This is a genomic window from Tritonibacter multivorans (assembly GCF_001458415.1).
Taxonomy (GTDB): Bacteria; Pseudomonadota; Alphaproteobacteria; order Rhodobacterales; family Rhodobacteraceae; genus Epibacterium; species Epibacterium multivorans.
In genome coordinates this window covers 338,120-358,124 of sequence record NZ_CYSD01000012.1, presented here as the reverse complement: position 1 = coordinate 358,124, position 20,005 = coordinate 338,120, and the positions used below count along the sequence as shown (strand labels likewise).

Below are 20,005 nucleotides of genomic sequence, written 5' to 3'. Positions count from 1 at the left end.
GGCCAATTCACCCCCGGAGTATTGAGAGGCCAAAAGAAGATGATTGAAATTCGAGACGTGTCGAAAGAGTTTACCCTGCACAATCAGGGCAGTGCGGTGATCCCGGTGATGGCGGGTGCCAGCCTGTCCGTGCAGCCCGGAGAGTGCGTGGGGCTGGTGGGCAGTTCGGGCGCGGGGAAGTCCACGCTGATGCGGATGATCTATGGCAACTATCTGGCGGCCGGCGGCGAGATCCGGGTTGGTGGCGTGGATGTGGTGTCGGCGGAGCCGCGCGAGATCCTGGCGCTGCGTCGCGAGAGGCTGGGCTATGTCAGCCAGTTTCTGCGGGTTGTGCCGCGGGTGGCGACGCTGGATGTGGTGGCGGAGCCGCTTCTGGCGCTGGGCGTGGCGACGGCGCAGGCCCATGGCCGCGCGGCGGAGCTGCTGGCCAAGCTGAACATTCCCGAACGTCTGTGGTCGTTGAGCCCGACGACCTTTTCTGGTGGCGAGCAGCAGCGGGTCAATATTGCCCGTGGCTTTGCCCATGATTACCCGGCGTTGTTGCTGGATGAGCCGACGGCGAGTCTGGATGCAGCCAATCGCGCGGTGGTGCTGGAGCTGATCCGTGCGGCCAAGGCGCACGGGGCGGCGATCGTGGGGATTTTCCACGATGAGGCGGCGCGCGATGTGGTCTGTGACCGGGTGGTGGATGTGGCGCAGTTTACACCACAGGCTGCGGCATGAAGGGGCCGGTGGTTGCCATTGTCGGCCCCTCGGGCGTTGGCAAGGACAGTGTCATGCAGGGTTTGGCGGTGTCTGATCCCAAGATCCGCCTGCTGCGCCGGGTGATTACCCGTGCGCCCGAGGCGGGTGGGGAAGATTATCAGGCGGTTACGGAGCCGGAGTTTCAGGCGCTGGTGGCGCGGGATGTATTTGCGCTGCACTGGCAGGCGCATGGCCTGCACTATGGCGTGCCCCGCGATATTGAGCAGTTGCGGGACGGTGCGAGTGCGGTGCTGGTGAACCTGTCGCGGGCGGTGCTGCCGGCCGCACAAGAGGTGTTTGATGACTTTCGGGTGATCTCGCTTCGTGCGTCACAGGAAGTGCTGGCGCAGCGTCTGGCGGGCCGTGGTCGCGAAAGCGCGCAGGACATTCGCGCGCGGCTGACCCGCGCGGACCTGCCGCTGCCCGAAGGCCTGCGGCAGGTGTTCAAGGTGGATAATTCCGGCGCGCTGCAGGATGCGATCACGGCGATCCGTGCGATTATTGAAGCCCCCGTTGGCGACGCGGCTCAGCCAGAGGCGAGGGGGTAGCGTTGGATCAATTCAAAACGGCCATCCGCGCGTTCGCCGACCAGCGCCAGATCCGTGATCTCAAAGGGCTGGGGCAGCAGCGGCAGCAGGGTCTGCGTCAGGTAGGCTTCGGTCGCGGTCACTGTGGGTTTGTCCAGCTTGCCCGAGAGCGTGATGTGAAAGCGGAACAGCTCCATCACATGCGGGTAGCCCCACTGGGTCAGGTTGGCCTCTTGCGCGGGCGACAGGCCATTGCCGCGGCGGCGGGTCAGCTCGGCTTCGGTCGGGGGCGCGCGGAACGCATCGAGGGTTTCGACACAGGCGGCGGCCAGCTGGTTCAGCGCGGTTTCGTCCCCGGTGGGGCGCAGGGCCAGAAAACGGCCCAGTTTCGCGATCTCCAGCCCTTCAAGGCGCAAGGGTTTCTGGCTGGTGGCCAGTGTCGCGCAGGCGTCGCGCAGGGCGGCCTCGGTCTGGCCCTCGGCCAGGCGCATGGGCGGCTTCAGCGTGGCGTGCAGCCCGTATTTACGCGGTGTTTCGGTGATCGCCGCGACATCCAGATCACAGGCCGGATGCGCCAGAGGCTGTCCGGTTTCCATGTCCCAGCCCAACCATGCCGCGGCCCATTGGGCCCAGGCGGCGTCGGCTGGCGGCGCAAAGTAGAGCGCATATCGCGCAAATGTCATATTGGCCTCCTAAAGGGGGGCATTCTGTTTCGTTCCGCGAGCAATAACCCGAGAGTTGTGACCCTGAGATGACACAAGAGATGATCCTTGCCAATGCCACGCTTGTTTTGCCACAGGAAACCCTGTCTGGCAGCCTGACCCTGAAGGATGGCGTGATTGCAGAGATAACACCGGGCGCAGCGGTGCCTGCCGGGGCCATTGACTGCGGCGGCGACTATCTGGCCCCCGGTCTGGTGGAACTGCACACGGACAATCTGGAACGCCACATCGAGCCGCGCCCCGGTGTCGACTGGCCCCATGCGGCGGCCATTCTGGCCCATGATGCAGAGCTGGCCTCCTGTGGGATCACGACGGTGTTTGATGCCATGCGGGTGGGGTCGATCCCGCGCGGAAAGGGGCGGTATACCAAATATGCGCGCGAGCTGAGCCGCGAGCTGCTGGCCCTGCGCGAACGGGATGCGCTGAAGATCAGCCACTTCCTGCATTTGCGGGCAGAAGTGTGTTCCGAAACCCTTGCTGAGGAGCTGGCGGAGTTTGGCCCCGAAGACCGTGTGGGTCTGGTGAGTTTGATGGATCACACGCCGGGGCAGCGGCAGTTCCGCGATATTTCCAAGCTGGAGCAGTACGTGAAATCCAAACGCGGCATGTCGGATCAGGAATTTGTCGACCATGTCGCCCATCTGAAAGCGCTGCGGGACCAATATGGCGATCATCACGAGGCGGTGACGGTGTCCGAGGCGGCGCGCTTTGGGGCGGTGCTGGCCAGCCATGATGACACCACCACAGAGCAGGTCGCGGTCTCTGCCGAACATGGCATTCGTCTGGCAGAATTCCCGACCACGGTAGAGGCGGCAGAAGCCTGCCGGGCGCATGACATCAAGGTGATGATGGGCGCGCCGAACCTGATCCGGGGGGGATCGCATTCTGGCAATGTGGCCGCAGCCGAGCTGGCGGATCTGGATCTGCTGGACATTGTGTCGTCAGATTATGTGCCCGCCGCGCTGCTGCTGGCCGCGGTGAAGCTGGGGGGCATGTGGGATGACATGGCGCGGGGCATGGCCACCGTAACCCGCACCCCGGCGCTGGCGGCCGGGCTGACCGATCGGGGCGAGATTGCGCCGGGCAAACGCGCGGATCTGATCCAGTTCCGCATGACCGAAGGCGCCCCCGCCCTGCGCGCGGTCTGGGCCCGCGGCGCGCGCGTGTCCTGAAGCGGTTTGAAAAAGGAAAACGGCCCTGGTCGGGCCGTTTGCTTGATTTTGGTTCTGTGGGGCAGGCCGGGCCTGAGCCATCCGCCGTGCGCTTAGGCGCGGTAGAAGAAATAGCGCCCTTCGGGAATGCCGGCGGGCCCGTCCAGATCCTGAAACCCGACCAGCGGCTGACCCGAGACGATCACACCGCCGGGGGCCATGACCTGTGCGATCATCGGCGACAGGCGGGCGGCTTCGGCCACGTCTTTTTCTTTGACCCCAAAGCCAAAGTCATAGTGCGCCATCACGACCGGGCGATTCATGTCTGACAGCCGGTTCAGCATGTCTTCGGCTTCGCCCTGCAGGAAGTCCTGTTCTGGCGGCACGCAGGAGGGGTGGCATTGCAGCTGGCGGTCGATCACCCAGATGCGGCGCTGCGGCAGGAGTTCGCGCAGGTGGTCATAGGTGCGCCCATTGCCAAGCCCCATATCGAGCGCGTCGCCCGCCAGATCGGCGGTCTGCTCGGCGGCCCAATTGAGCCCGTCGCGTTGGGCGGTGAGGCGGCGAAGCATGGAATCGAGACGGCTCATGTGGGGATGTCCTTAGGTGTGCGGAATACGGGCGTCGTAGTGCCAGGGGCGGGCGGGGCCGCTCAGGAGCTTGTCGATGAGGGTTTCGCAGAACCCCCAGATCGCCGTGTCATGGGCCAGATGGTGGGTCAGGAGGCCAAAGGGCTCCAGCCGGTCGCTGCGGCCTTCGCGGCGGTCGGCCAGCTGGTCCGTGATCCGGGCCACCAGCCCGTCCAGCGACAGCAGGCTGCGGCTGCCGTGCCAGTCGATCGGGTCGACATGGGTGTTGACCTGTTCCAGCCCCGGCGCGGCGAGCCGTGTTTTCCGTGGCCCATAGGTTGAAATCGCGCCAAAGCCTGCGCCGGCCATCCACGGCAGCAGATCTGCCGAGACCCGGTTCCAGGGCGGTACAAACAGCGGCAGAAGGGCGTCGCCAAACATCTCGCGCAGCTGTGTGAGACCGGCTTCTGCCTCGGAGAGGGCGTCTTCGACAGGGCGCGAGGCGCCAAATTCGGCTTTCTTCTGGTCTTTGGGAGCGTGGTTCTTATGGGCCCAGCCATGCACAACCGGCAGCAGATGCGCCGAGGCGCCCACGGCGTCCACCAGCGACGGGGCGGCCGATTTTGGGATCACCGCCAGATGCACCGGCAGATCAAACTGACGGGCCATGGCGTCCAGGCGGCCAAGGGCTTCGCTTGGTTCGGTGGCGTCATCATCGCGCCACCACAGCGGCAGGTGCAGTCCCTGCTGCTGCCACATTTGCAATTCGCGGTCGAGGGGAGACCAATCGGCAGTCATTGGCGGTCCTTCATTCGTTTTTCTGCAATCTCCACGCTTTGGGTCGCGCCGTCAAACCTGAAGTTGTGGACGTCGCGTTGCGGCTGACGCATAGCTGAGGTGATGGCCTCGCACAGGCGGTCCGGCGTGAGCGCAGCGGCGGGGGACACGACAAATCCCGGCAGTTCGGCGAGACTGCGGGCGCGCAGACCCTGTTCCACCTCATTGCCCGCATCAAAGGGGACAAAGACCGACGGCGTGCCCGCCTGCAGCAGATCCAGCGCGGTGTTGTAGCCGCACATGCTGACAGAGGCCGCAGCATGGGGCAGCATCTGGCGGAAATCGGGGCGGGCGGGTTCCAGAACGGCGGGCGAGCTCGGATCCGCCAGCCGCGCAATCCGCGCCTGCGCGTCGCGGCCTCCCACCAGCAGACGGACGCGGTGGTCGGGCATCTGCTTGGCGGCTTCAATGGCGCAGGCAAAGAGTGCATCGCCCACATCACCCCCCCCCGCGCTGACGAGGATTTCGCCCGCGCCGAGGTTGTCGGGATGGGGGATCGCGGCTGGGGGCGCGACATAGCCGGTGTAGATCAGCTTTTCAGCCAGCGCAGGCGTCACCGGCCAGCTGGCGTCCAGCGTGGTGGTCGCAGGATCCGAATGGACCAGAACGCCGTCGTAGAACTGGCTTATCAGTGCCTCGGCCTGTTCGGCTTTCTTGGGCTTGGAGGGCGGGGCAAGGATGTCGCGGATCGACGACAGGATCAGCGGGCGCTTGGGCAGGGCATGGGCGGCCTCAAGCAGGGCGCGGAACTCTGCCCGCAGGGAGCGGCGGCCAAAGGGGAACAGTTCGGTCAGCAGCACGTCCGGCTGGATCTGATCCAGCAGGCCTAGCAGCGCGCTTTGACGGTGGGTCAGATAGTCCTGATCCGCGACGGTGCCTTCCGCAGTCAAAAGCCGCGAGAAGTCCACGCCGTCGGATCGCAAGGGTGGTAGCTGCACCAGCTCTACCCCATCGGTGTTCAGCTGCGGCGCAGGAAACCCACCCGAGGCCAGCGTGACCTGATGACCGGCCTGCGCGAAGGCACGGCCCAGGGTCAGGCCCCGCGACAGATGCCCGGTGCCCAGAAGATGGGTGACAACAATCAAGACCTTCATGGGGTGTCTTCCTTTGGCAGGCGGATGGGGTCGGGCCAGGGGGTGAGCCCATCGGCAGAGAGGTCCACGACAAACAGGCGGTTGCGTTTGATGGCAAAGGGGGCGGGGCCGTCGAAGTTCCAGCCATAGGCGCGGGCAAGGATCATGCGCATGACGCCGATGTGGCAGACGGCGACGGTATCTTCGGTGAGGGCGTCAAGCCAGGGAGACAACCGGGCCCAGACCTCGGCCGGGGGTTCGCCGTTGGGCGGGCGGTAGTTCCAGCCCCAGTTCTCAATATCGCGAAAGCCGCTGCTGGGGTCGGCGCGCAGGGGGGCGCCGTGCTGGCCTTCCCAGTCACCCCAGTTCATCTCGGTCAGGGCGGGGCTTGTTTTGGGCCTGCGCCCGGCGATTAGTTCAGCGGTCTCAGAGGCGCGGGTCAGCGGGCTGGACCAGAGGTCGGCCTGATCCCAGGGGGCGGGCAGTGACAGGCTGCGCAGATCGGCGCGGGCCTGATCGTCCAGCGGGATATCGCTGCGCCCCTGAATGCGGTGTTCGCGGTTCCAGGCGGTATGCCCGTGGCGCAGCAGGGCCAGTTTGATCGGGGTGTGCGGCATTACGGGGCCTCTGGGGGCAGGAGCGGCGCGAGCGCGGACCACAGCCGGTCCCGGGCGGCAGGCGCAAGGTGGCGGGCGGCGATGTGATCGCGGGCGGCTGCACCGTCGCTGTGACGCGCCTCGGGCGTGGTCAGCAGATGCTCCATCACTTGGGTCATGGCAAAGGCGCCTTGGCTTTTGTCCGGGCGCGGCAGAGCGCTGGGCGCCAGCACATCACGCAGGCCGGGGCGGTCCTGTGCCACCACGGGCAGCCCATGGGCCTGCGCTTCCAGATAGACCATGCCAAAGGCCTCGTTCACGCCGGGCCAGAGGAACAGCGATGCCTGCCCATAGGCCGCCGCAAGCGCGTCGCGGTCCAATTGCCCCAGCAGGTCCACATGCGCGCCAAAGGGGGCAAACAGCGCCTCCACCTCGGCGCGGGCGGGGCCGTCGCCCGCCACACAGAGCCGCCAGTCGCCCGCCCGCCCCCGGCTGTCGAGGCACGCCAGTGCCGCGGCAATAAGACGATACGAGGCCAGTTTATCACCGCCGCGCATCATGCCGACCGCCAGCATGGGGCCGTCCAGCGTGCTGGCGGGCGGCAGGGTGTCTTGTGGCAGAAAGGGGGGCAGATGCACCAGTTTCTGGTTCGGCGCCCGGTCGCGGTTCAGGGCAAAATGGTCCTGTTCGGTCAGGTAGAAAATCACATCCGCCGCATCGGCGGCCTGATGCGCGGCCTCGGCAAAGCCCGCCCAGGGACCAGAAAGCCGTTTCTTGGCGCGGGTGCTTTCCACTTGCACATAAGGGATGCCACGGGCGGCGGCGACACGCGGGCCGATCAGATCCGGTGCTTTGTAGTAATTGTGATAGGTCACCCAAAGGGAAATCTCGGGCAGCTCTGCCAAAAGGCGCGCAACGTCAGCTTCGGCCTCGGCGCGCAGCTGCGACTGGCGCGAAAGTGCGCCCTGTTTCTCGTGGCTGCGAAGTTCTGAGGTCAGCGTGACCTCGGCCCCTTCGCCCTCAAGCAGGGCAATCAGGTTCCGCGCCATCTCGCGATCACCCGAGGGCACCGGATGGTTCGGTGATTTCATGGGCGCGTAAAAGCCGATCTTATGGCCTGCGCCGCGCCTCATGCGGGGACGGGATGGCTGGCGCTGTCGAGCATCTGGCGCAGCAGTTGATCCAGCCGGGCAATGCCGGGGTCCATGCGGAATTCCGCCCGCAGACGGGCCAAGGCGGCATCGGCCATGGTGCGGCAGCCTGCGGGGTCGCGGGCCATTTGGGTCAGGGCCGCGGCCAGCGCCTCGGGCGCGTCTTCCGACAGGAGACCGTGGGTGCCGCTGGTGATGAATTCGGGGATCGCAGAGACAGGCGTCGACAGGATCGGCAACCCTTGGGAGGCGGCCTCCATCAGCACATTGGGCAGACCGTCGCGGTCGCCGTCTTCGGCAATGCGCGAGGGCAGCACAAACAGATCGGCGGCGCGCATGGCGTCAATCACCTCAGGCTGGTCGCAAGCCCCGCGCCAGGTGATGCGGTCTGCGACGCCGTGATCTTCGGCTATACCTTCAAGCAGGTCTTTCAACCCGCCGCCGCCAATATGGGTCCAGTGCCAGTCCAGATCGGCAGGCAGCTGGGCGAAGGCGGCGATCAGCCGGTCAAAGCCCTTTTTCTCGACCAGTCGGCCGACGGACATCATCTGAAACGGGGCATCCGGGGCACGCAAGCTGCGGGTCGGCGGTTCCGGGAACCGGCTGAGATCCAGCCCGTGGTAGACCAGATCCACCGGCGTCCCATCCGACAGGCTGCGCAGATGTTCGGCATTGAACGCGGTGCAGGTGGCCCCAAAGACCGCGCCATGGCTGCGGGTCGCCAGCTTTTCGCGCAGCTCCCACTCGGGGGAGGTGTAGATGTCCTTGGCGTGGGCTGAAAAGCTCCACGGTAGACCGCGCATGATCGCGGCATAGCGCGCAACGGAGGACGGCGTGTGCAGAAAATGGGAATAAAGCCCCAGAACCTCGGCCGGGGCTTCCGCCGCCAGTACGCAGGCTTGCCCAAAGCGGCGGATGCGGTTGTGGGTCGGGTCGCGTTTCAGGTCCTCGCGCCAGATTTTATAGGCCGCGCCATATCCGGGAAGGGCGCGGGCAGCGTCACGGGCGGCGGCCACACGGTCCTGTTCCTGATACAGGTATTCCGGCAGGTAGTTCACCCGCGCCTGCAGACGGTCGTGCAGGGGGTGACGTTTCTTGTCGGTGGGATGGCGCAGGGACCAGATTTCAAATTCTTGGCCCGCAGCTTCGAGCGCGACCAGTTCCTGCGCAATGAAGGTTTCGGACAGGCGGGGCCAGCCCTTGACCAGGACGGCAAGAGTGGGACGTGTCATTCCGCAGCTTTCCGGGATTGATTTGCCAGCAGGGCAGAGATCCGTTCGGTCACATATTCGAGCCCATCCAGCAGGCCGTTCCGAATTGCGGTCGAGGGCGCGGGCTGTTTTTCCAATGCACGAATGGCGCGCACCATGGCTTCGGGTGTCCAGCCGTCGCGGGTCTCGTCCAGCATGGTCACAAGGCCGAGCTCTTCGGCGCGGCTGGCACGGATCCACTGCTCCAGACGCGGCGTGGTGCGGGGCACGATCACGGCGGGTTTGTCAAAGGACAGAACCTCGCAGAAGGTATTGTACCCGCCCATGCAGACGACGCCCTGCGCGCCTGCAAACAGGGTTTCGATTTCGGACTCAAAGCCAACGGCGGTGACGCGGCCTTCAAGGCGGGCGACGCGTTCCTCAAAGGCGGCGCGGGTGTCGCCGGACAGGAAGGGGCCGTAGACCAGCACCGCGCGCGGCGCGAGGGTGGGGTCACGTTCGTAAGCGGACAGGACAAGATCCACCATCATTGCGCCATCGCCGCCGCCCCCGGGGGTGATCAGCACATAGGGCTGTTCCGGCGGCGCGCCGACCTCGCCCAGATCGCGGCGCAGGTAGCCGGTCCAATGCATGCGCGCCTGCGCATCTTCCGACAGATCCAAGCCCTGCGTCGGGTCATAGATGCTGCGCAGGCCATAGACCCAGATCTCGTGATAATAGCGTTCGGCCGCATCCAGCGCCCATTTGCGGTCCCATTCGGCGCGCAGCACCTCGGGTTCATCCAGCACATCGCGCAGGCCCAGCACCAGCTGTGCCTTGCCGCGTTCCTGCAGCATATCAAGCGTCGGCAGCAGCTCGCCGCGGAACCCGGTGGGTTCCTTGTCGACAACCAGCACATCGGGGTCGAACTGTTCGGCGGTGGAGCGGATCAGCCCGGCGCGCATTTCGGTGGTTTCCTCAATGCTCATCCCCATGGTGCGCGAGGCATAAGAGCCATCGGCGCGTTTGATCACACCGGGCAGGCGCATGTGGTCGACGCGGGTCGGAAAGGCAAAGCGCCCCGCCACCGGAGAGCCGGTGAGGATCATCGCCGAGGCCGAAGGATCCGCTGCCGTGATCGCCCCGGCCAGCGCCCGCGAGCGACGCAGGTGGCCAAGGCCAAAGGTGTCATGGCTGTAAAACAGGATCCGTGCGCCCCGTTTGATGGGGCTGCTGGCGGCGTTGGCTTGCGGCATATCGGACTTTGGCATGTCGGGCATTTTAGTCCAGCAAAGCTGAGGCCGTCCCCTGCGCCGCGAAACAGGCGGGGGTGGACAGTGGCATAGGAACGGAAGCCCGTTGGAATGCGCCCATGGTGTGCCTCGGTACTGGCAGCGCCCGGTTTGGGGTCGGCTGGCTGCTTTTGGATCTTTCCCGCCCCGATTGTTCGCTTTGGCTTTTGCACATCACACAGGATCGCAAGCACCACTTGGGTCACAAAAAACGGGCGGTTCTTCAGCACGATATAGCCCGCAGCCCAAAAACATGCAATCAAACCGATATCACCTGAATTTGAAATGCGACCGAATTTCAAGAATTGCGCTAGATTTGGCACGCTGCCGTTCTGGCACACGGAAAGATGGAAGTTTCGGACATGAAACATAAACAGATTGCAAATCTTTTGGCCGGTTTGTCAGCCCGCGTCTTGGCCCGTTTTATGGCCTGTGTTTTGGCTGTGGCATTTGCAGTGTTGCTGCCACTGTCGAGCCTCGCCCAAGAGAGCGACGCGGACGCATTGGCCGAAGCCATCCGCAAGGCGGCTGACAGTGGCGTCGGGGTGATCGTGGTCGACAGCACCGGCCGCCCGCTTGAAGCCGCAGAGCCGCAGGACGAAGCGCCGGTGGAAAAGGAGGGTGAGTCTTCGGCCATGATGATGGCGCAATCCGAGGTCAAAGCCTTTCGCGAAGCCTTGAACCAGCGGCTTGAGGCACTGCCCAATGCGCTGCGCGAAGTGGCCTATATCCTGCGCGCCACCAGCCCCGATGGGACCATTATGGCCTATGCCAAAGTGCTGGGCTGGAGCGTTCTGTTCCTGGCGATTGGCCGGTGGGTGACCACCGAAATCTACGGCAAGCGTCTGGTGCGCCGGTTTGTGGTCGCGCGGATCAAGGAAAAGCCCGAAGGCTACGCCGAAAAGATGCCGTTCTTGGTGGTGCGCTTCTTTGCGGGTATGGGCGGCACGCTGTTTGGCATGCTGTTTGCCTTCCTTGTCACCATGGTGATTTTTGGCCCCTCTGGCGATACTTCGATCGAGTTGACGGCGCTGGCGATCTATACGGCCTATTTCCTGGGGCGCACGGCCTCTGATCTGTGGCGTATGGTGCTGTCGCCGTTCCTGTCGCAATACCGGATCCCGGTCTTTTCCGACCGCGCCGCCAAGCGGATGTTCTACTGGGCGTCGGGGCTGGCGGTTTTTGATATCTGCGCGGTGCTGTTTTCCACCTGGGTGATGGATTTTGGCCTGAACAATCTGGTGTCGGCCATGGTCTATGGCTGCCTGATGCTGGCCTCGACCCTGCTGAATGTGCTGGGGGTGCTGATCAACGGACGGTTCATTTCCAATGCGATCCGCGGCGGCATGGATAAATCTGACTGCCCGCTGTTTCTGCGGATTTTCTCGCTCGCCTGGGCGCCGCTGATGGTGGCGTATCTGGTCTTTGGCTGGCTGGAACTGGCGTTTGATCTGGTGCTGGATCGCCCGGTATCCCTGCCGCCGACCGCCGGGCTTTATATGGTGATGATGTGCGTCTTTGTGGTGTACGGCGTGATCAATTACCTGATCGAGGTCTATTTTGCCCGCCGCGCGGTGCCGCAGGTCGAGGTGCTGGACACCCTTGAGGACGGCGACGTGGCAGAGGGGGATGTGATGGCCTCTGACCGGCCCGCCCATCCGATCGCCACCTTCAAGGCGCTGGCGCAACGGGCGGCGAGCATTCTGGGCTTTCTCGCCGGTGCGATTGCGCTGATCTTTGTCTGGAACCCGGATTTTGAGGTGGCGCCGAATTCGGTCATGGACCGGGCGCTGGATGTGATCGCCGTGCTGTTTATCGGCTATATCGTCTTCCACATGGCGCGGATCTGGATCGACAGCAAAATCGCCGAAGAAGAACAGGACGAGGAAGAGGGCGAACTGGGCGACGAAGGGGGGGGCGCCAGCGCCAGCCGTCTGGCGACGCTGCTGCCCTTGTTCCGGGGGGCCATTCTGGCGGTGGTGATCGTGACCATCATTCTGATTGTGCTGATGGAGATCGGGATCAATGTCAGCCCGCTGTTTGCCGGTGCCGGTGTGGTTGGTCTGGCGGTGGGCTTTGGCTCTCAGACCCTTGTGCGTGATATTTTCTCGGGGGCGTTCTTCCTGCTGGATGATGCCTTCCGGCGCGGCGAATATATCGACATTGGCAACGTGAAAGGCACGGTCGAGAAGATCTCGGTCCGGTCGTTCCAGCTGCGCCACCATCTGGGCGCGCTGCACACGATCCCCTTTGGCGAAATTCAGGTTCTGACGAACTATTCGCGCGACTGGGTGATCATGAAGCTGCCGTTGCGCGTGACCTATGACACCGACGTCGAGAAGGTGCGCAAGCTGATCAAGAAACTGGGACAGGAGCTGCTGACAGACGAGGTGATCGGCCACAACTTTATCCAGCCGCTGAAGTCTCAGGGTGTGATCGAAATGCAGGACAGCGCGATGATCATCCGGGTCAAGTTCATGACCAAGCCGGGGGATCAGTGGCTGGTGCGCAAGAAGGTGTTCCAGGAAATCCGCGATCTGTTTGAACGCGAAGGCATCAAATTCGCCCACCGCGAGGTCACGGTGCGCGTGGTCGACAGCACGGAAAAGGGCATGACACCTGCGCAGCGGGACGCCGCCATGGGCGCCGCGCAGCCTGCCATTGAAGACGAATTCATGGAAGCCAATGAGGGCGGTGACTAAACCGGGAGGCAGCGCCGCGCGCGCCCATCGGGCGCGCGCGGCGCTGGTCGCTTTGGGCAAAGCCCAAAGCGAAACCGCTCAGCCAGCGGGCGGCCGGGACAGCAGGGGTGAAGCCAGAGGGCGCCCTTTCGGTCGAACGCAAAAGGTCCATCCGGAAGCCGTTCTGCAAGTCTATTTGCCCCCCCAGGCAGCGGGGTTGCGCCCCACCGGTCCTGCGGCGTGTTGCCAGGACATCTGACATCCCAAAAGCGCAAGCGGAGGCGTCAGCCGCTCTGCCAGCCCCCAGCCGCTGCGCTCGGGCAGGGTGAAATCCCGATCCTCCGCGCCGGTCAGGACCGGGCCTTCTGCCGTATCAGACAGCGCGGCCAGTGTCTCTGCCGTGCGCGCCAGCGACAGCCGCGCTGTTGCCACGGGTTCGCCGCGCGCGGCGGCTGCCAGTGCGCTCAGACAGGCGGCGGCCATGAGGTACCCTGTCGCGTGATCCAGCGCCTGCACCGGCAAAGGATGCGGCCCCTCAGCACCGGCCCAGATGCGTCCGGCATCAGAGATCCCAGCGCTCATCTGCACCAGACTGTCAAAGCCGCGTCGCTTGGCCCAGGGCCCGGTCCAGCCATAGGCATCGAGCGTCACGTCCAACCGGTTCGGCGCGAGTGCGTCGCGGACCTCTGCCCCCAACCCCAAAGCCTCCAGCGCATCGGGGCGATAGCCATGGATCAGCACATCAGCCTCCGCCAACAGCTCTTTCAAACGGTCAAGGCCGGTCTCTGACTTCAGATCCAGAACGCCCATCCGCTTGCCCAGCGTGATATCCTGCAGCACGCCCGGCTCGTCCCAACCGGGCGGGTCAATGCGCAGAACATCGGCGCCGAACCCGGCCAGCGTGCGGGTGCTGACCGGACCGGCCAGCACGCGCGTCAGATCGAGCACCCGCAACCCGGCCAGGGGACGCGCCAGCGTCGCCTCCGGGCGCGCGCGAAGGGTCACGCTCCGCGGGGATGTCCAATCAATCAGCGGCTCCTGCGCCAGGGCTTGCCCCTGCGGATGCGCCAGCCACTCGGCACGGCTGCGCATGGCGGCGGCGACCCCACCGTTGGCGACCACTGCGGTCTCCAGCGCGTCGCGGTCCCATGTCAGAACGGCCTCAGTCACGGCCTCGCGATTGCCCGCACAGCCCAAAACCGACAGCGCCGCATCGCGGTGGTGGGGCAGGTTGGTGTGCAACCGGATCCAGCCGTCGCGGGTCTGGTAGTTCCCGGCGATCGGATCCCAAAGATCGGGAACCTCCCACCCCACCGCGCGAAAACTGTATTTGAACCACAGGGACGCCAGCCGCTGGTCGACGGTGACCTCGGGGCGGCTGGGGGCAAGGTTCAGCGCCGCAACCAGATCCGCCAGCGCCACCCCGACCGCGCCGACTGAGGCATTTGCCAGATCCGTGACCGCAAAGGCGCTGTCATAGCGCCCCTCCCCTGTGATCTGAAATTGATCGGGCGTGGGAAGGGCACGGAGCAGGGCCATGGGAAAATCCTATTGCTGGTAGGGGTCCAGACTGTCGCGCAGCCCGTCGCCTAAGAAATTAAAGGCTAAAACAATCACGATGATAGGCAGCATCGGAATTGCAGTCCACGGGTAGATCTCAATGCTGGCAAGGTTCTGCGCGTCGTTCAGCATCACCCCCCAACTGACCGCAGGCGCGCGCAGCCCCAGCCCAAGGAACGACAGCGCGGTTTCGCCCAAAATCATCGCCGGGATCGACAGCGTGGCCGAGGCAATGAGGTGGCTCATGAAGTTCGGCAACAGGTGCTTGCGGATCACTCGCCCCGAGGACGCCCCCATCATTTCCGCGGCGCGGACGTATTCTTCCTCGCGCAGGGACAGAAACTTGGCGCGCACGGATCGCGCCAGCCCCGGCCAATCCAGAATGCCGAGGATAATGGAGATGATGAAAAACACCGCCACCGGCGACCAGTTCGACGGCACCGCTGCCGACAGCGCCAGCCACAGCGGCAGTTCCGGCAGCGACCGCAGCACCTCGATCACCCGGTTGATGACCCAGTCGATGCGCCCGCCGAAATAGCCTGCAACAGAGCCAAAGAAAATACCCAGCACAAAGGACACGGTGATGCCGATCAGGCCCACCGTCAGCGACAGCTGCGCGCCGTACAGAATACGCGAGAAGATATCGCGCCCAAGGCGGTCAGACCCCCAGAGGAACAGGGTCGCCCCATCGGGGGCACAGAACAGATGTGTGCGCGACGGGATCAGCCCCGCGATGTGGTATTTGCTGCCTTCGCAGAAAAACTCGATCTGCTTGGGGGTCTCAAGATCCGGTTTCACGATCCACTGAAACGTCTCCATATCCGCCTCGGATGTCAGCGGATAAATGAACGGGCCGAGGAATTCACCCTCGTGGAACAGATGGATGCTTTGCGGTGGGGTGAACAGATGTTCGGCGTCGCGTTCGTTTGGCCCGTAAGGCGCGACAAAGCCCACAAAGGGCAGCATCAGATAGCAGAACAGCAGGAAGATGCCGGAAATCAGCCCCAGCTTGTGGGTGCGGAACTTGCGCCACACCAGCAGCCAATTGGGCGCGTCGAGATCCTTGCGCTCCACCTCGCGCAGCGAAGCGTCGGCGTCAAAGGGGGCGTCATCGACGTAGCGGTTGTCTTGGGTCATCCGTCGCGCCCCTCATAGCGGATGCGCGGGTCCAGAAGGACCAGAAGCACATCGGAAATCATGGTGCCGATCAGCGTGAGCAGGGCGACGAACATCAAAACAAAGCCCGACAGGAACATGTCCTGGCTTTTCAGTGCCTGCAACAGCACCGGGCCAATGGTCTGCAACCCCAGAACGACCGAGACCAGAACCGACCCCGACACCATCGATGGCAGCAGGTTGCCGATGTCAGCGACAAAGGGGTTGAAGGCCACCCGCAGCGGGTATTTCGCCAGCATCCGGCTGGGGCGCATGCCCTTGGCCACGGCGGTTTCGACGTAAGGCTTGCCCAGCTCATCCAGCATATTGGCGCGCAGCCGCTGCATCATTGCCGAGGCCCCAGAGGTGCCGATGACAAAGGTCGGCACGATCAGATGCAGCAGGATGGATTTCACCTTGTCCCAGCTCATCGGCATGCCTTCATATTCCGGCGCCATGAGGCCGCCAATGGGCAGGCCAAGGTGTTTATTGCCATAGTAAAACAGGATCAGCGCCAGCAGGAAGTTCGGCGTGGCAAGGCCCAGATAGCCAATGAAGGCAGCCGTATAGTCGATCATGGTGCGCGACTTGGCCGCGGCGATCACACCAAGGGGCAGGGCCACCATATAGACAAACAGCACCGCCGCGAGGTTCACCAGAACCGTCAGCCACAGGCTGTCGCCGACGATTTCACTTACGGGGCGGTCAAACTCAAACGACCAGCCGAAATTGCCCTGCAGCATGCCGGAAAACCCGTGCGGGCCGGGCAGGAAGCCCATCCAGATCAGATATTGCTGCCACAGCGGTTTATCGAGCGCATATTCCTGCCGCAGAAATTCAGCCTTGGCGACAAGGCTTTCCTGACCCGAAGCGCGGAATTCGGCGATCTGGTTGGACAGATAGTCCCCCGGTGGCAGGTTGATGATCCAGAAGATCAGCACTGACACCACAAGGAGCGTCAGCAGCATGGTGCCAAAGCGGTAGATCGCGTAGCGCAGAATTTCCATTAGCCGTCGCCACCTTCGAAGTAAAATTCATCCGGGCGATGGACGCCGAAATGGGCGCCGGGATCCCAGGCCCAGATGCCTTTTTCCGGCACATTGCGCAGCTTGTGCGAAACCACCACCGGCTGCGGCGCGCCGGCCACAATGCCAATGGCAAAGACATTTTCGGCATGGATCTTCAGCATCTCGCGCCAGGCGGCGGCGCGGCCATTGGCGTCTGTGGCATTGTTCCACTCTTCCAGCAGCTCCATCAGACGCATGGCGGGCACCAGATCAGGCGCTTCGCCTGCCAGACCGCCGGTCTGGTAATGCTGGCCCCACTTGGGCCACGAATAAAACACCTGATCGGTCGGCGCGAGGTAGATCGGCGAGGTATAGGACTGCGGCAGGCCATTGTCCCAGCCGAACCACACCGACGCCATCGACGACCCCGAGAACACGCGGTTGCGCATAATGTCCCGATCCAAGGGGCGCATGATCAGTTTTACCCCCACGTCGCGCCAGTCGTCGGTGATGATTTGCAACGCGTTTTCAACCTCTTGGCGTTCGCCTGCGGTTTCAATCACCAGCTCCATCGGGCGGCCGTCGGGCAGTTTGCGAATGCCATAGCCGTCTTTTTCGGCCAGCCCTGCTTCGTCCAGCAGTTTATTGGCCATCGCTGGGTCATATTGCGCCCAGGCGTCGCGCAGGGACTGGTCGAAGAAGGGGCTTTGTTCCAGCACCGTCATGGCGCCGGGCTTGGCCAGTTTGAAATAGAGCGATTTGTTGATGGCCGCGCGGTTGATCGCAACCGACAGCGCGCGGCGCACGCGGACGTCGCGGAACAGGTCGCGCCAGACCGGGTCGGCGGTGTTCAGGTTTGGATAGATCGCGATCTGCGAGGCTGTGCCATTGGACCACAGCTGGGTGCGGTAATCGCCCGCGGCCTCGCCTTTGCGCAGGATCGGAATGTCGCGGAAATCAAGACCGCGCGCCTGCAACTCGGCCTCGCCTGCGTTGGATTTTGCGGCGACCAGACCACCGGCGACAATCTCCATCTCGACGGTGTCGATATAGGGAAGCTGCACGCCATTGCTGTCGATGCGATGGTAGTAGGGGTTGCGGACAAACTGGTGGCGGATCTTCTTGCCGGCGGTGGCATTGATCCAGGGCTGCAGCGTTGGCAGGTCGGGATTGTCGAACTTCGACATATTGTCCCGTTTGTTGTGCAGCGCGGCCCAGCTTTTGACGCGGGCATAGTCGATTTCGCCCTGCAGATCAGCGGCCGAAGCAAAATCCTGATGGAACTGTTTCAGATAGTTCGACGGGCGGTAGATAAACGGCGGCACGGCCTGCGCCAGCGTTTGCAGGAAGTTCGGATTGGGCTGGGACCATTCGAAGACAACGGTTGTGGCGTCCGGGAAGCTGACCTGTGGCAACTCCCCATGGATGCGCAGGAAATCATCGGGGCCGGTCGGGGTCAGCTGGTCATTGTTGGCGATGTGTTTCCACCAGTATTCAAAGTCAGCCGAGGTGAAGGCATCGCCATTGGACCATTTGTGGCCGGGGCGCAGGCGCAGGGTGAACTTGCGGTTGGCCTCTTCCTCGAAGCTTTCCAGAATATCCGGCACCAGTTCGTAGTTTTCATTGAACCCAACGAGGCGGGCATAGCCATAGACCACCATCTGACGGATGTCCTTGGAGCGGGTGACCATGGTGTTGAGCGTGCCGCCCTGAACCCCCAGCGTGCGACCCTTGGTTTCCAGATCCACAACCAGCGGCACCTCTGGCAGGCGGTCGCCAATGGCAGGCAGGTGGCCCAGGTCAACTTCGGCTTTCCAGAATTCGCTTTCCTGCAGGGTTGGGCCTGCAAGGGCGGTCAGTGGGGCGAGCATGCAGGTCGCAGCGAGGGCAAGTAGGGAACGGGGGGCATCAAACATGGCAGCGCACCTTATGTCCTGAGGCCGTGGCCTCAGATCCTTTGTCGGGGCTCATGGCCACGAGGGGCGGCGCATCCGAGCCTTTGAACCGGAATTGTTCCGGCCAGTGCTCTGGGCTGCCGGCCCCCTGGGCCACAAGCTTGAGATTAATCGGGCGATTGACGTCCGGCGTCGGCTGGGCGGCAATCAGCGCCTTCGTATAGGGATGATTGGGATTATGGAAAAGCTCTTCTGGAGGCGCTTGTTCCACAACCAGCCCGCGGCGCATCACTGCAACCTCATCGGCGATGCGCGCCACCACGGCGAGGTCGTGGCTGATGAACAAATACGACAGGTTCTGCGCGTCGCGGATGTCTTCCAGAAGGCTCAGGATCTGGTCCTGCACCGACACATCCAGCGCCGAGGTGGGTTCGTCACAGATCAGCAGGCTGGGGTTCAGCATCAGTGCGCGGGCAATCGACAGGCGCTGGCGCTGGCCGCCCGAAAACGCATGTGGAAACCGCAACAGCATGTCCGTTGGCAGGCCAACCATCTTCAGCATCTCACCCGCGCGGTCCCGGCGTTCAGAAGCGCCGCCAATGTCGTGAATTTCCAAAGGTTCGCTGAGCGTATCAAGGATGCGCATACGCGGGCTGAGCGAGGAGTAGGGGTCCTGGAATACCATCTGCGCCTCGCGCTGGAAGGCGCGGCGTTGTTTGCGGTCCATGCGGTGGACGGCCACCGGGGTGGCATCGGGCGTGGGGCGGAACAGAACCTGCCCACCTGCGTCCGGGGCCTCGGCCCCCAGGGCGATGCGGGCGGCGGTGGTTTTGCCCGAGCCACTTTCGCCAACGATCGCCAGTGTCTTGCCGCGCGGGAGGGAAAAGTCGAGCCCGGCACAGGCCTGCACCTTCTGTGGTGCGGCCCAGGCCTTGCCTGCGCGCATGGTAAAGGTCTTGGCCACATCGCGCATTTCAAGGATCAGATCCCGTTCCACGGGGCGGTCCTGGGCCACCGGATCGGGGATCTTGGGCGCGGCGTGGAACAGTTTCTGCGTATAGGGGTGTGCGGGGGCGCGCAGGATCGGGGCGGCGGGGCCTGCCTCCATCACCCGGCCTTTGTGCATGACCACGACCTGTTCGGCCATATTGGCCACAACGCCCAGATCATGGGTGACGAGGATCATCGCCATGCCGGTTTCCTGCTGCAGCTCTTTCATCAGCCCCAGCACCTGCGCCTGTGTGGTCACATCCAGCGCGGTTGTCGGTTCGTCGGCGATCAGCAGGTCGGGCTTGGCCACCATGGCCATGGCGATCATCGCGCGCTGACGCATTCCGCCAGAGAGTTCAAAGGGATAGGACCGCCAGGTGCGGTCGGGATTGGGGAAGCCGACGCGTTCGAATTGCTCCAGCACGCGGCGCTTGGCGTCGCTGTCCGAAATCCGGCCATGCAGTTTCAGCGCCTCGGCCACCTGATTGCCGATCTTATGCAGCGGCGACAGCGACCGCATGGGTTCCTGAAAGATCATCGCAATGCGGTTGCCGCGAATATGGCGCAGCTTGCGGCTGCTCAGCGTGGCAAGGTCAACGGGATCGCCATTGGGGTTGAACAGCATCCGCCCCGAGCGGATCTGGGCCGCACGCGGCAGGATCTGCAACAGGGCGCGGCAAGAGATTGTCTTGCCCGATCCGCTTTCCCCGACCAGCGCCAATGTCTCCCCGGCGGAAACCGAGAAGTTCACATCTCTGACAACCGGTTCGGATTTCCCAAAACCGATCGAGAGGTTTTCGACCGACAAAAGTGGCTGCATTCAGCCGTGCCGGGCGAAGGAATGGCGCAAAGTCATGGTGATACG

Annotated in this window: 17 protein-coding genes; 4 read left to right on the top strand and 13 right to left on the bottom strand. The window is 63.8% G+C overall.

Annotated features, from left to right (window positions below):
- Positions 1-39 precede the first annotated feature (39 nt).
- A complete protein-coding gene (gene phnL / locus TRM7557_RS02975; RefSeq protein WP_058288713.1) occupies positions 40-723 on the top strand; it encodes a phosphonate C-P lyase system protein PhnL in 684 nt (227 codons plus the stop codon).
- The gene (phnN, locus tag TRM7557_RS02970; RefSeq protein WP_058288712.1) at positions 720-1,292 is read left to right on the top strand and encodes a phosphonate metabolism protein/1,5-bisphosphokinase (PRPP-forming) PhnN; all 573 of its coding nucleotides are present in this window, start codon (positions 720-722) and stop codon (positions 1,290-1,292) included. Before phnL ends, phnN begins: the two co-directional genes overlap by 4 nt.
- Here phnN and TRM7557_RS02965 read toward each other — a convergent pair.
- Positions 1,271-1,954, bottom strand: a complete 684-nt coding sequence (locus tag TRM7557_RS02965; RefSeq protein ID WP_058288711.1) for a DUF1045 domain-containing protein — start codon at positions 1,952-1,954, stop codon at positions 1,271-1,273. The two genes, phnN and TRM7557_RS02965, sit on opposite strands and share 22 nt — an antisense overlap.
- A gap of 68 nt (positions 1,955-2,022) precedes the next feature.
- On the opposite strand from TRM7557_RS02965, the gene TRM7557_RS02960 reads away from it, so the two are divergent.
- Positions 2,023-3,165 (top strand): alpha-D-ribose 1-methylphosphonate 5-triphosphate diphosphatase, encoded by a 1,143-nt coding sequence (locus TRM7557_RS02960; protein ID WP_058288710.1) that lies wholly within the window; start codon positions 2,023-2,025, stop codon positions 3,163-3,165.
- 92 nt (positions 3,166-3,257) lie between these two features.
- Here the strand turns inward: TRM7557_RS02960 and TRM7557_RS02955 are convergent, their stop codons facing one another.
- Genes TRM7557_RS02955 through TRM7557_RS02925 form a run of 7 tightly spaced genes read right to left on the bottom strand, consistent with a single transcriptional unit; the run spans position 3,258 to position 9,831 of the window.
- Positions 3,258-3,734: a class I SAM-dependent methyltransferase gene (locus TRM7557_RS02955; protein ID WP_058288709.1), complete on the bottom strand. Its 477-nt coding sequence runs from the start codon at positions 3,732-3,734 to the stop codon at positions 3,258-3,260.
- Positions 3,735-3,746: 12 nt separating this feature from the next.
- Positions 3,747-4,511 carry a polysaccharide deacetylase family protein gene (locus TRM7557_RS02950; RefSeq protein WP_058288708.1) on the bottom strand — a complete coding sequence of 255 codons (765 nt, stop codon included), beginning with the start codon at positions 4,509-4,511 and terminating at the stop codon, positions 3,747-3,749.
- A complete protein-coding gene (locus TRM7557_RS02945; RefSeq protein ID WP_058288707.1) occupies positions 4,508-5,644 on the bottom strand; it encodes a glycosyltransferase family protein in 1,137 nt (378 codons plus the stop codon). Before TRM7557_RS02945 ends, TRM7557_RS02950 begins: the two co-directional genes overlap by 4 nt.
- Positions 5,641-6,240 carry a histidine phosphatase family protein gene (locus TRM7557_RS02940; RefSeq protein ID WP_058288706.1) on the bottom strand — a complete coding sequence of 200 codons (600 nt, stop codon included), beginning with the start codon at positions 6,238-6,240 and terminating at the stop codon, positions 5,641-5,643. The genes TRM7557_RS02945 and TRM7557_RS02940 overlap by 4 nt, the downstream gene beginning before the upstream one ends.
- Positions 6,240-7,310, bottom strand: coding sequence for a glycosyltransferase family 4 protein (locus TRM7557_RS02935; RefSeq protein ID WP_235811383.1), 1,071 nt, complete (start codon positions 7,308-7,310; stop codon positions 6,240-6,242). The genes TRM7557_RS02940 and TRM7557_RS02935 overlap by 1 nt, the downstream gene beginning before the upstream one ends.
- A gap of 38 nt (positions 7,311-7,348) precedes the next feature.
- Positions 7,349-8,602 carry a glycosyltransferase family 4 protein gene (locus TRM7557_RS02930; RefSeq protein ID WP_058288704.1) on the bottom strand — a complete coding sequence of 418 codons (1,254 nt, stop codon included), beginning with the start codon at positions 8,600-8,602 and terminating at the stop codon, positions 7,349-7,351.
- Positions 8,599-9,831 (bottom strand): glycosyltransferase family protein, encoded by a 1,233-nt coding sequence (locus TRM7557_RS02925; protein ID WP_235811382.1) that lies wholly within the window; start codon positions 9,829-9,831, stop codon positions 8,599-8,601. The genes TRM7557_RS02930 and TRM7557_RS02925 overlap by 4 nt, the downstream gene beginning before the upstream one ends.
- 383 nt (positions 9,832-10,214) lie before the next feature.
- On the opposite strand from TRM7557_RS02925, the gene TRM7557_RS02920 reads away from it, so the two are divergent.
- Positions 10,215-12,554 (top strand): mechanosensitive ion channel family protein, encoded by a 2,340-nt coding sequence (locus TRM7557_RS02920; protein ID WP_235811381.1) that lies wholly within the window; start codon positions 10,215-10,217, stop codon positions 12,552-12,554.
- A 171-nt stretch (positions 12,555-12,725) separates the two neighbouring features.
- On the opposite strand, the gene TRM7557_RS02915 is transcribed toward TRM7557_RS02920, so the two are convergent.
- From TRM7557_RS02915 to TRM7557_RS02895, 5 genes are read right to left on the bottom strand one after another with little or no spacing between them, the layout of a single operon-like run.
- Positions 12,726-14,072: a CoA transferase gene (locus TRM7557_RS02915; RefSeq protein WP_058288703.1), complete on the bottom strand. Its 1,347-nt coding sequence runs from the start codon at positions 14,070-14,072 to the stop codon at positions 12,726-12,728.
- Between the two features lie 9 nt (positions 14,073-14,081).
- The gene (locus tag TRM7557_RS02910) at positions 14,082-15,230 is read right to left on the bottom strand and encodes an ABC transporter permease (RefSeq protein ID WP_058288702.1); all 1,149 of its coding nucleotides are present in this window, start codon (positions 15,228-15,230) and stop codon (positions 14,082-14,084) included.
- Entirely contained in the window at positions 15,227-16,255 is a 1,029-nt protein-coding gene (locus TRM7557_RS02905) for an ABC transporter permease (RefSeq protein WP_058288701.1), read from the bottom strand. The genes TRM7557_RS02910 and TRM7557_RS02905 overlap by 4 nt, the downstream gene beginning before the upstream one ends.
- Entirely contained in the window at positions 16,255-18,171 is a 1,917-nt protein-coding gene (locus TRM7557_RS02900) for an ABC transporter substrate-binding protein (protein WP_058288700.1), read from the bottom strand. Before TRM7557_RS02900 ends, TRM7557_RS02905 begins: the two co-directional genes overlap by 1 nt.
- Positions 18,164-19,960 (bottom strand): ABC transporter ATP-binding protein, encoded by a 1,797-nt coding sequence (locus tag TRM7557_RS02895; RefSeq protein ID WP_058288699.1) that lies wholly within the window; start codon positions 19,958-19,960, stop codon positions 18,164-18,166. Before TRM7557_RS02895 ends, TRM7557_RS02900 begins: the two co-directional genes overlap by 8 nt.
- Positions 19,961-20,005: the final 45 nt, after the last annotated feature.

What these genes read in the sequence shown, in the direction of transcription:
- TRM7557_RS02910 (WP_058288702.1), bottom strand. Translation starts at nt 15,230, where the DNA reads ATGACCCAAGACAACCGCTACGTCGATGACGCCCCCTTTGACGCCGAC.
- TRM7557_RS02965 (WP_058288711.1), bottom strand. Translation starts at nt 1,954, where the DNA reads ATGACATTTGCGCGATATGCGCTCTACTTTGCGCCGCCAGCCGACGCC.
- TRM7557_RS02900 (WP_058288700.1), bottom strand. Translation starts at nt 18,171, where the DNA reads ATGTTTGATGCCCCCCGTTCCCTACTTGCCCTCGCTGCGACCTGCATG.
- TRM7557_RS02895 (WP_058288699.1), bottom strand. Translation starts at nt 19,960, where the DNA reads ATGCAGCCACTTTTGTCGGTCGAAAACCTCTCGATCGGTTTTGGGAAA.
- TRM7557_RS02930 (WP_058288704.1), bottom strand. Translation starts at nt 8,602, where the DNA reads ATGACACGTCCCACTCTTGCCGTCCTGGTCAAGGGCTGGCCCCGCCTG.
- TRM7557_RS02960 (WP_058288710.1), top strand. Translation starts at nt 2,023, where the DNA reads ATGACACAAGAGATGATCCTTGCCAATGCCACGCTTGTTTTGCCACAG.
- TRM7557_RS02955 (WP_058288709.1), bottom strand. Translation starts at nt 3,734, where the DNA reads ATGAGCCGTCTCGATTCCATGCTTCGCCGCCTCACCGCCCAACGCGAC.
- TRM7557_RS02925 (WP_235811382.1), bottom strand. Translation starts at nt 9,831, where the DNA reads ATGCCAAAGTCCGATATGCCGCAAGCCAACGCCGCCAGCAGCCCCATC.
- TRM7557_RS02940 (WP_058288706.1), bottom strand. Translation starts at nt 6,240, where the DNA reads ATGCCGCACACCCCGATCAAACTGGCCCTGCTGCGCCACGGGCATACC.
- phnN (WP_058288712.1), top strand. Translation starts at nt 720, where the DNA reads ATGAAGGGGCCGGTGGTTGCCATTGTCGGCCCCTCGGGCGTTGGCAAG.
- TRM7557_RS02905 (WP_058288701.1), bottom strand. Translation starts at nt 16,255, where the DNA reads ATGGAAATTCTGCGCTACGCGATCTACCGCTTTGGCACCATGCTGCTG.
- TRM7557_RS02945 (WP_058288707.1), bottom strand. Translation starts at nt 5,644, where the DNA reads ATGAAGGTCTTGATTGTTGTCACCCATCTTCTGGGCACCGGGCATCTG.
- TRM7557_RS02950 (WP_058288708.1), bottom strand. Translation starts at nt 4,511, where the DNA reads ATGACTGCCGATTGGTCTCCCCTCGACCGCGAATTGCAAATGTGGCAG.
- phnL (WP_058288713.1), top strand. Translation starts at nt 40, where the DNA reads ATGATTGAAATTCGAGACGTGTCGAAAGAGTTTACCCTGCACAATCAG.
- TRM7557_RS02920 (WP_235811381.1), top strand. Translation starts at nt 10,215, where the DNA reads ATGAAACATAAACAGATTGCAAATCTTTTGGCCGGTTTGTCAGCCCGC.
- TRM7557_RS02935 (WP_235811383.1), bottom strand. Translation starts at nt 7,310, where the DNA reads ATGAAATCACCGAACCATCCGGTGCCCTCGGGTGATCGCGAGATGGCG.
- TRM7557_RS02915 (WP_058288703.1), bottom strand. Translation starts at nt 14,072, where the DNA reads ATGGCCCTGCTCCGTGCCCTTCCCACGCCCGATCAATTTCAGATCACA.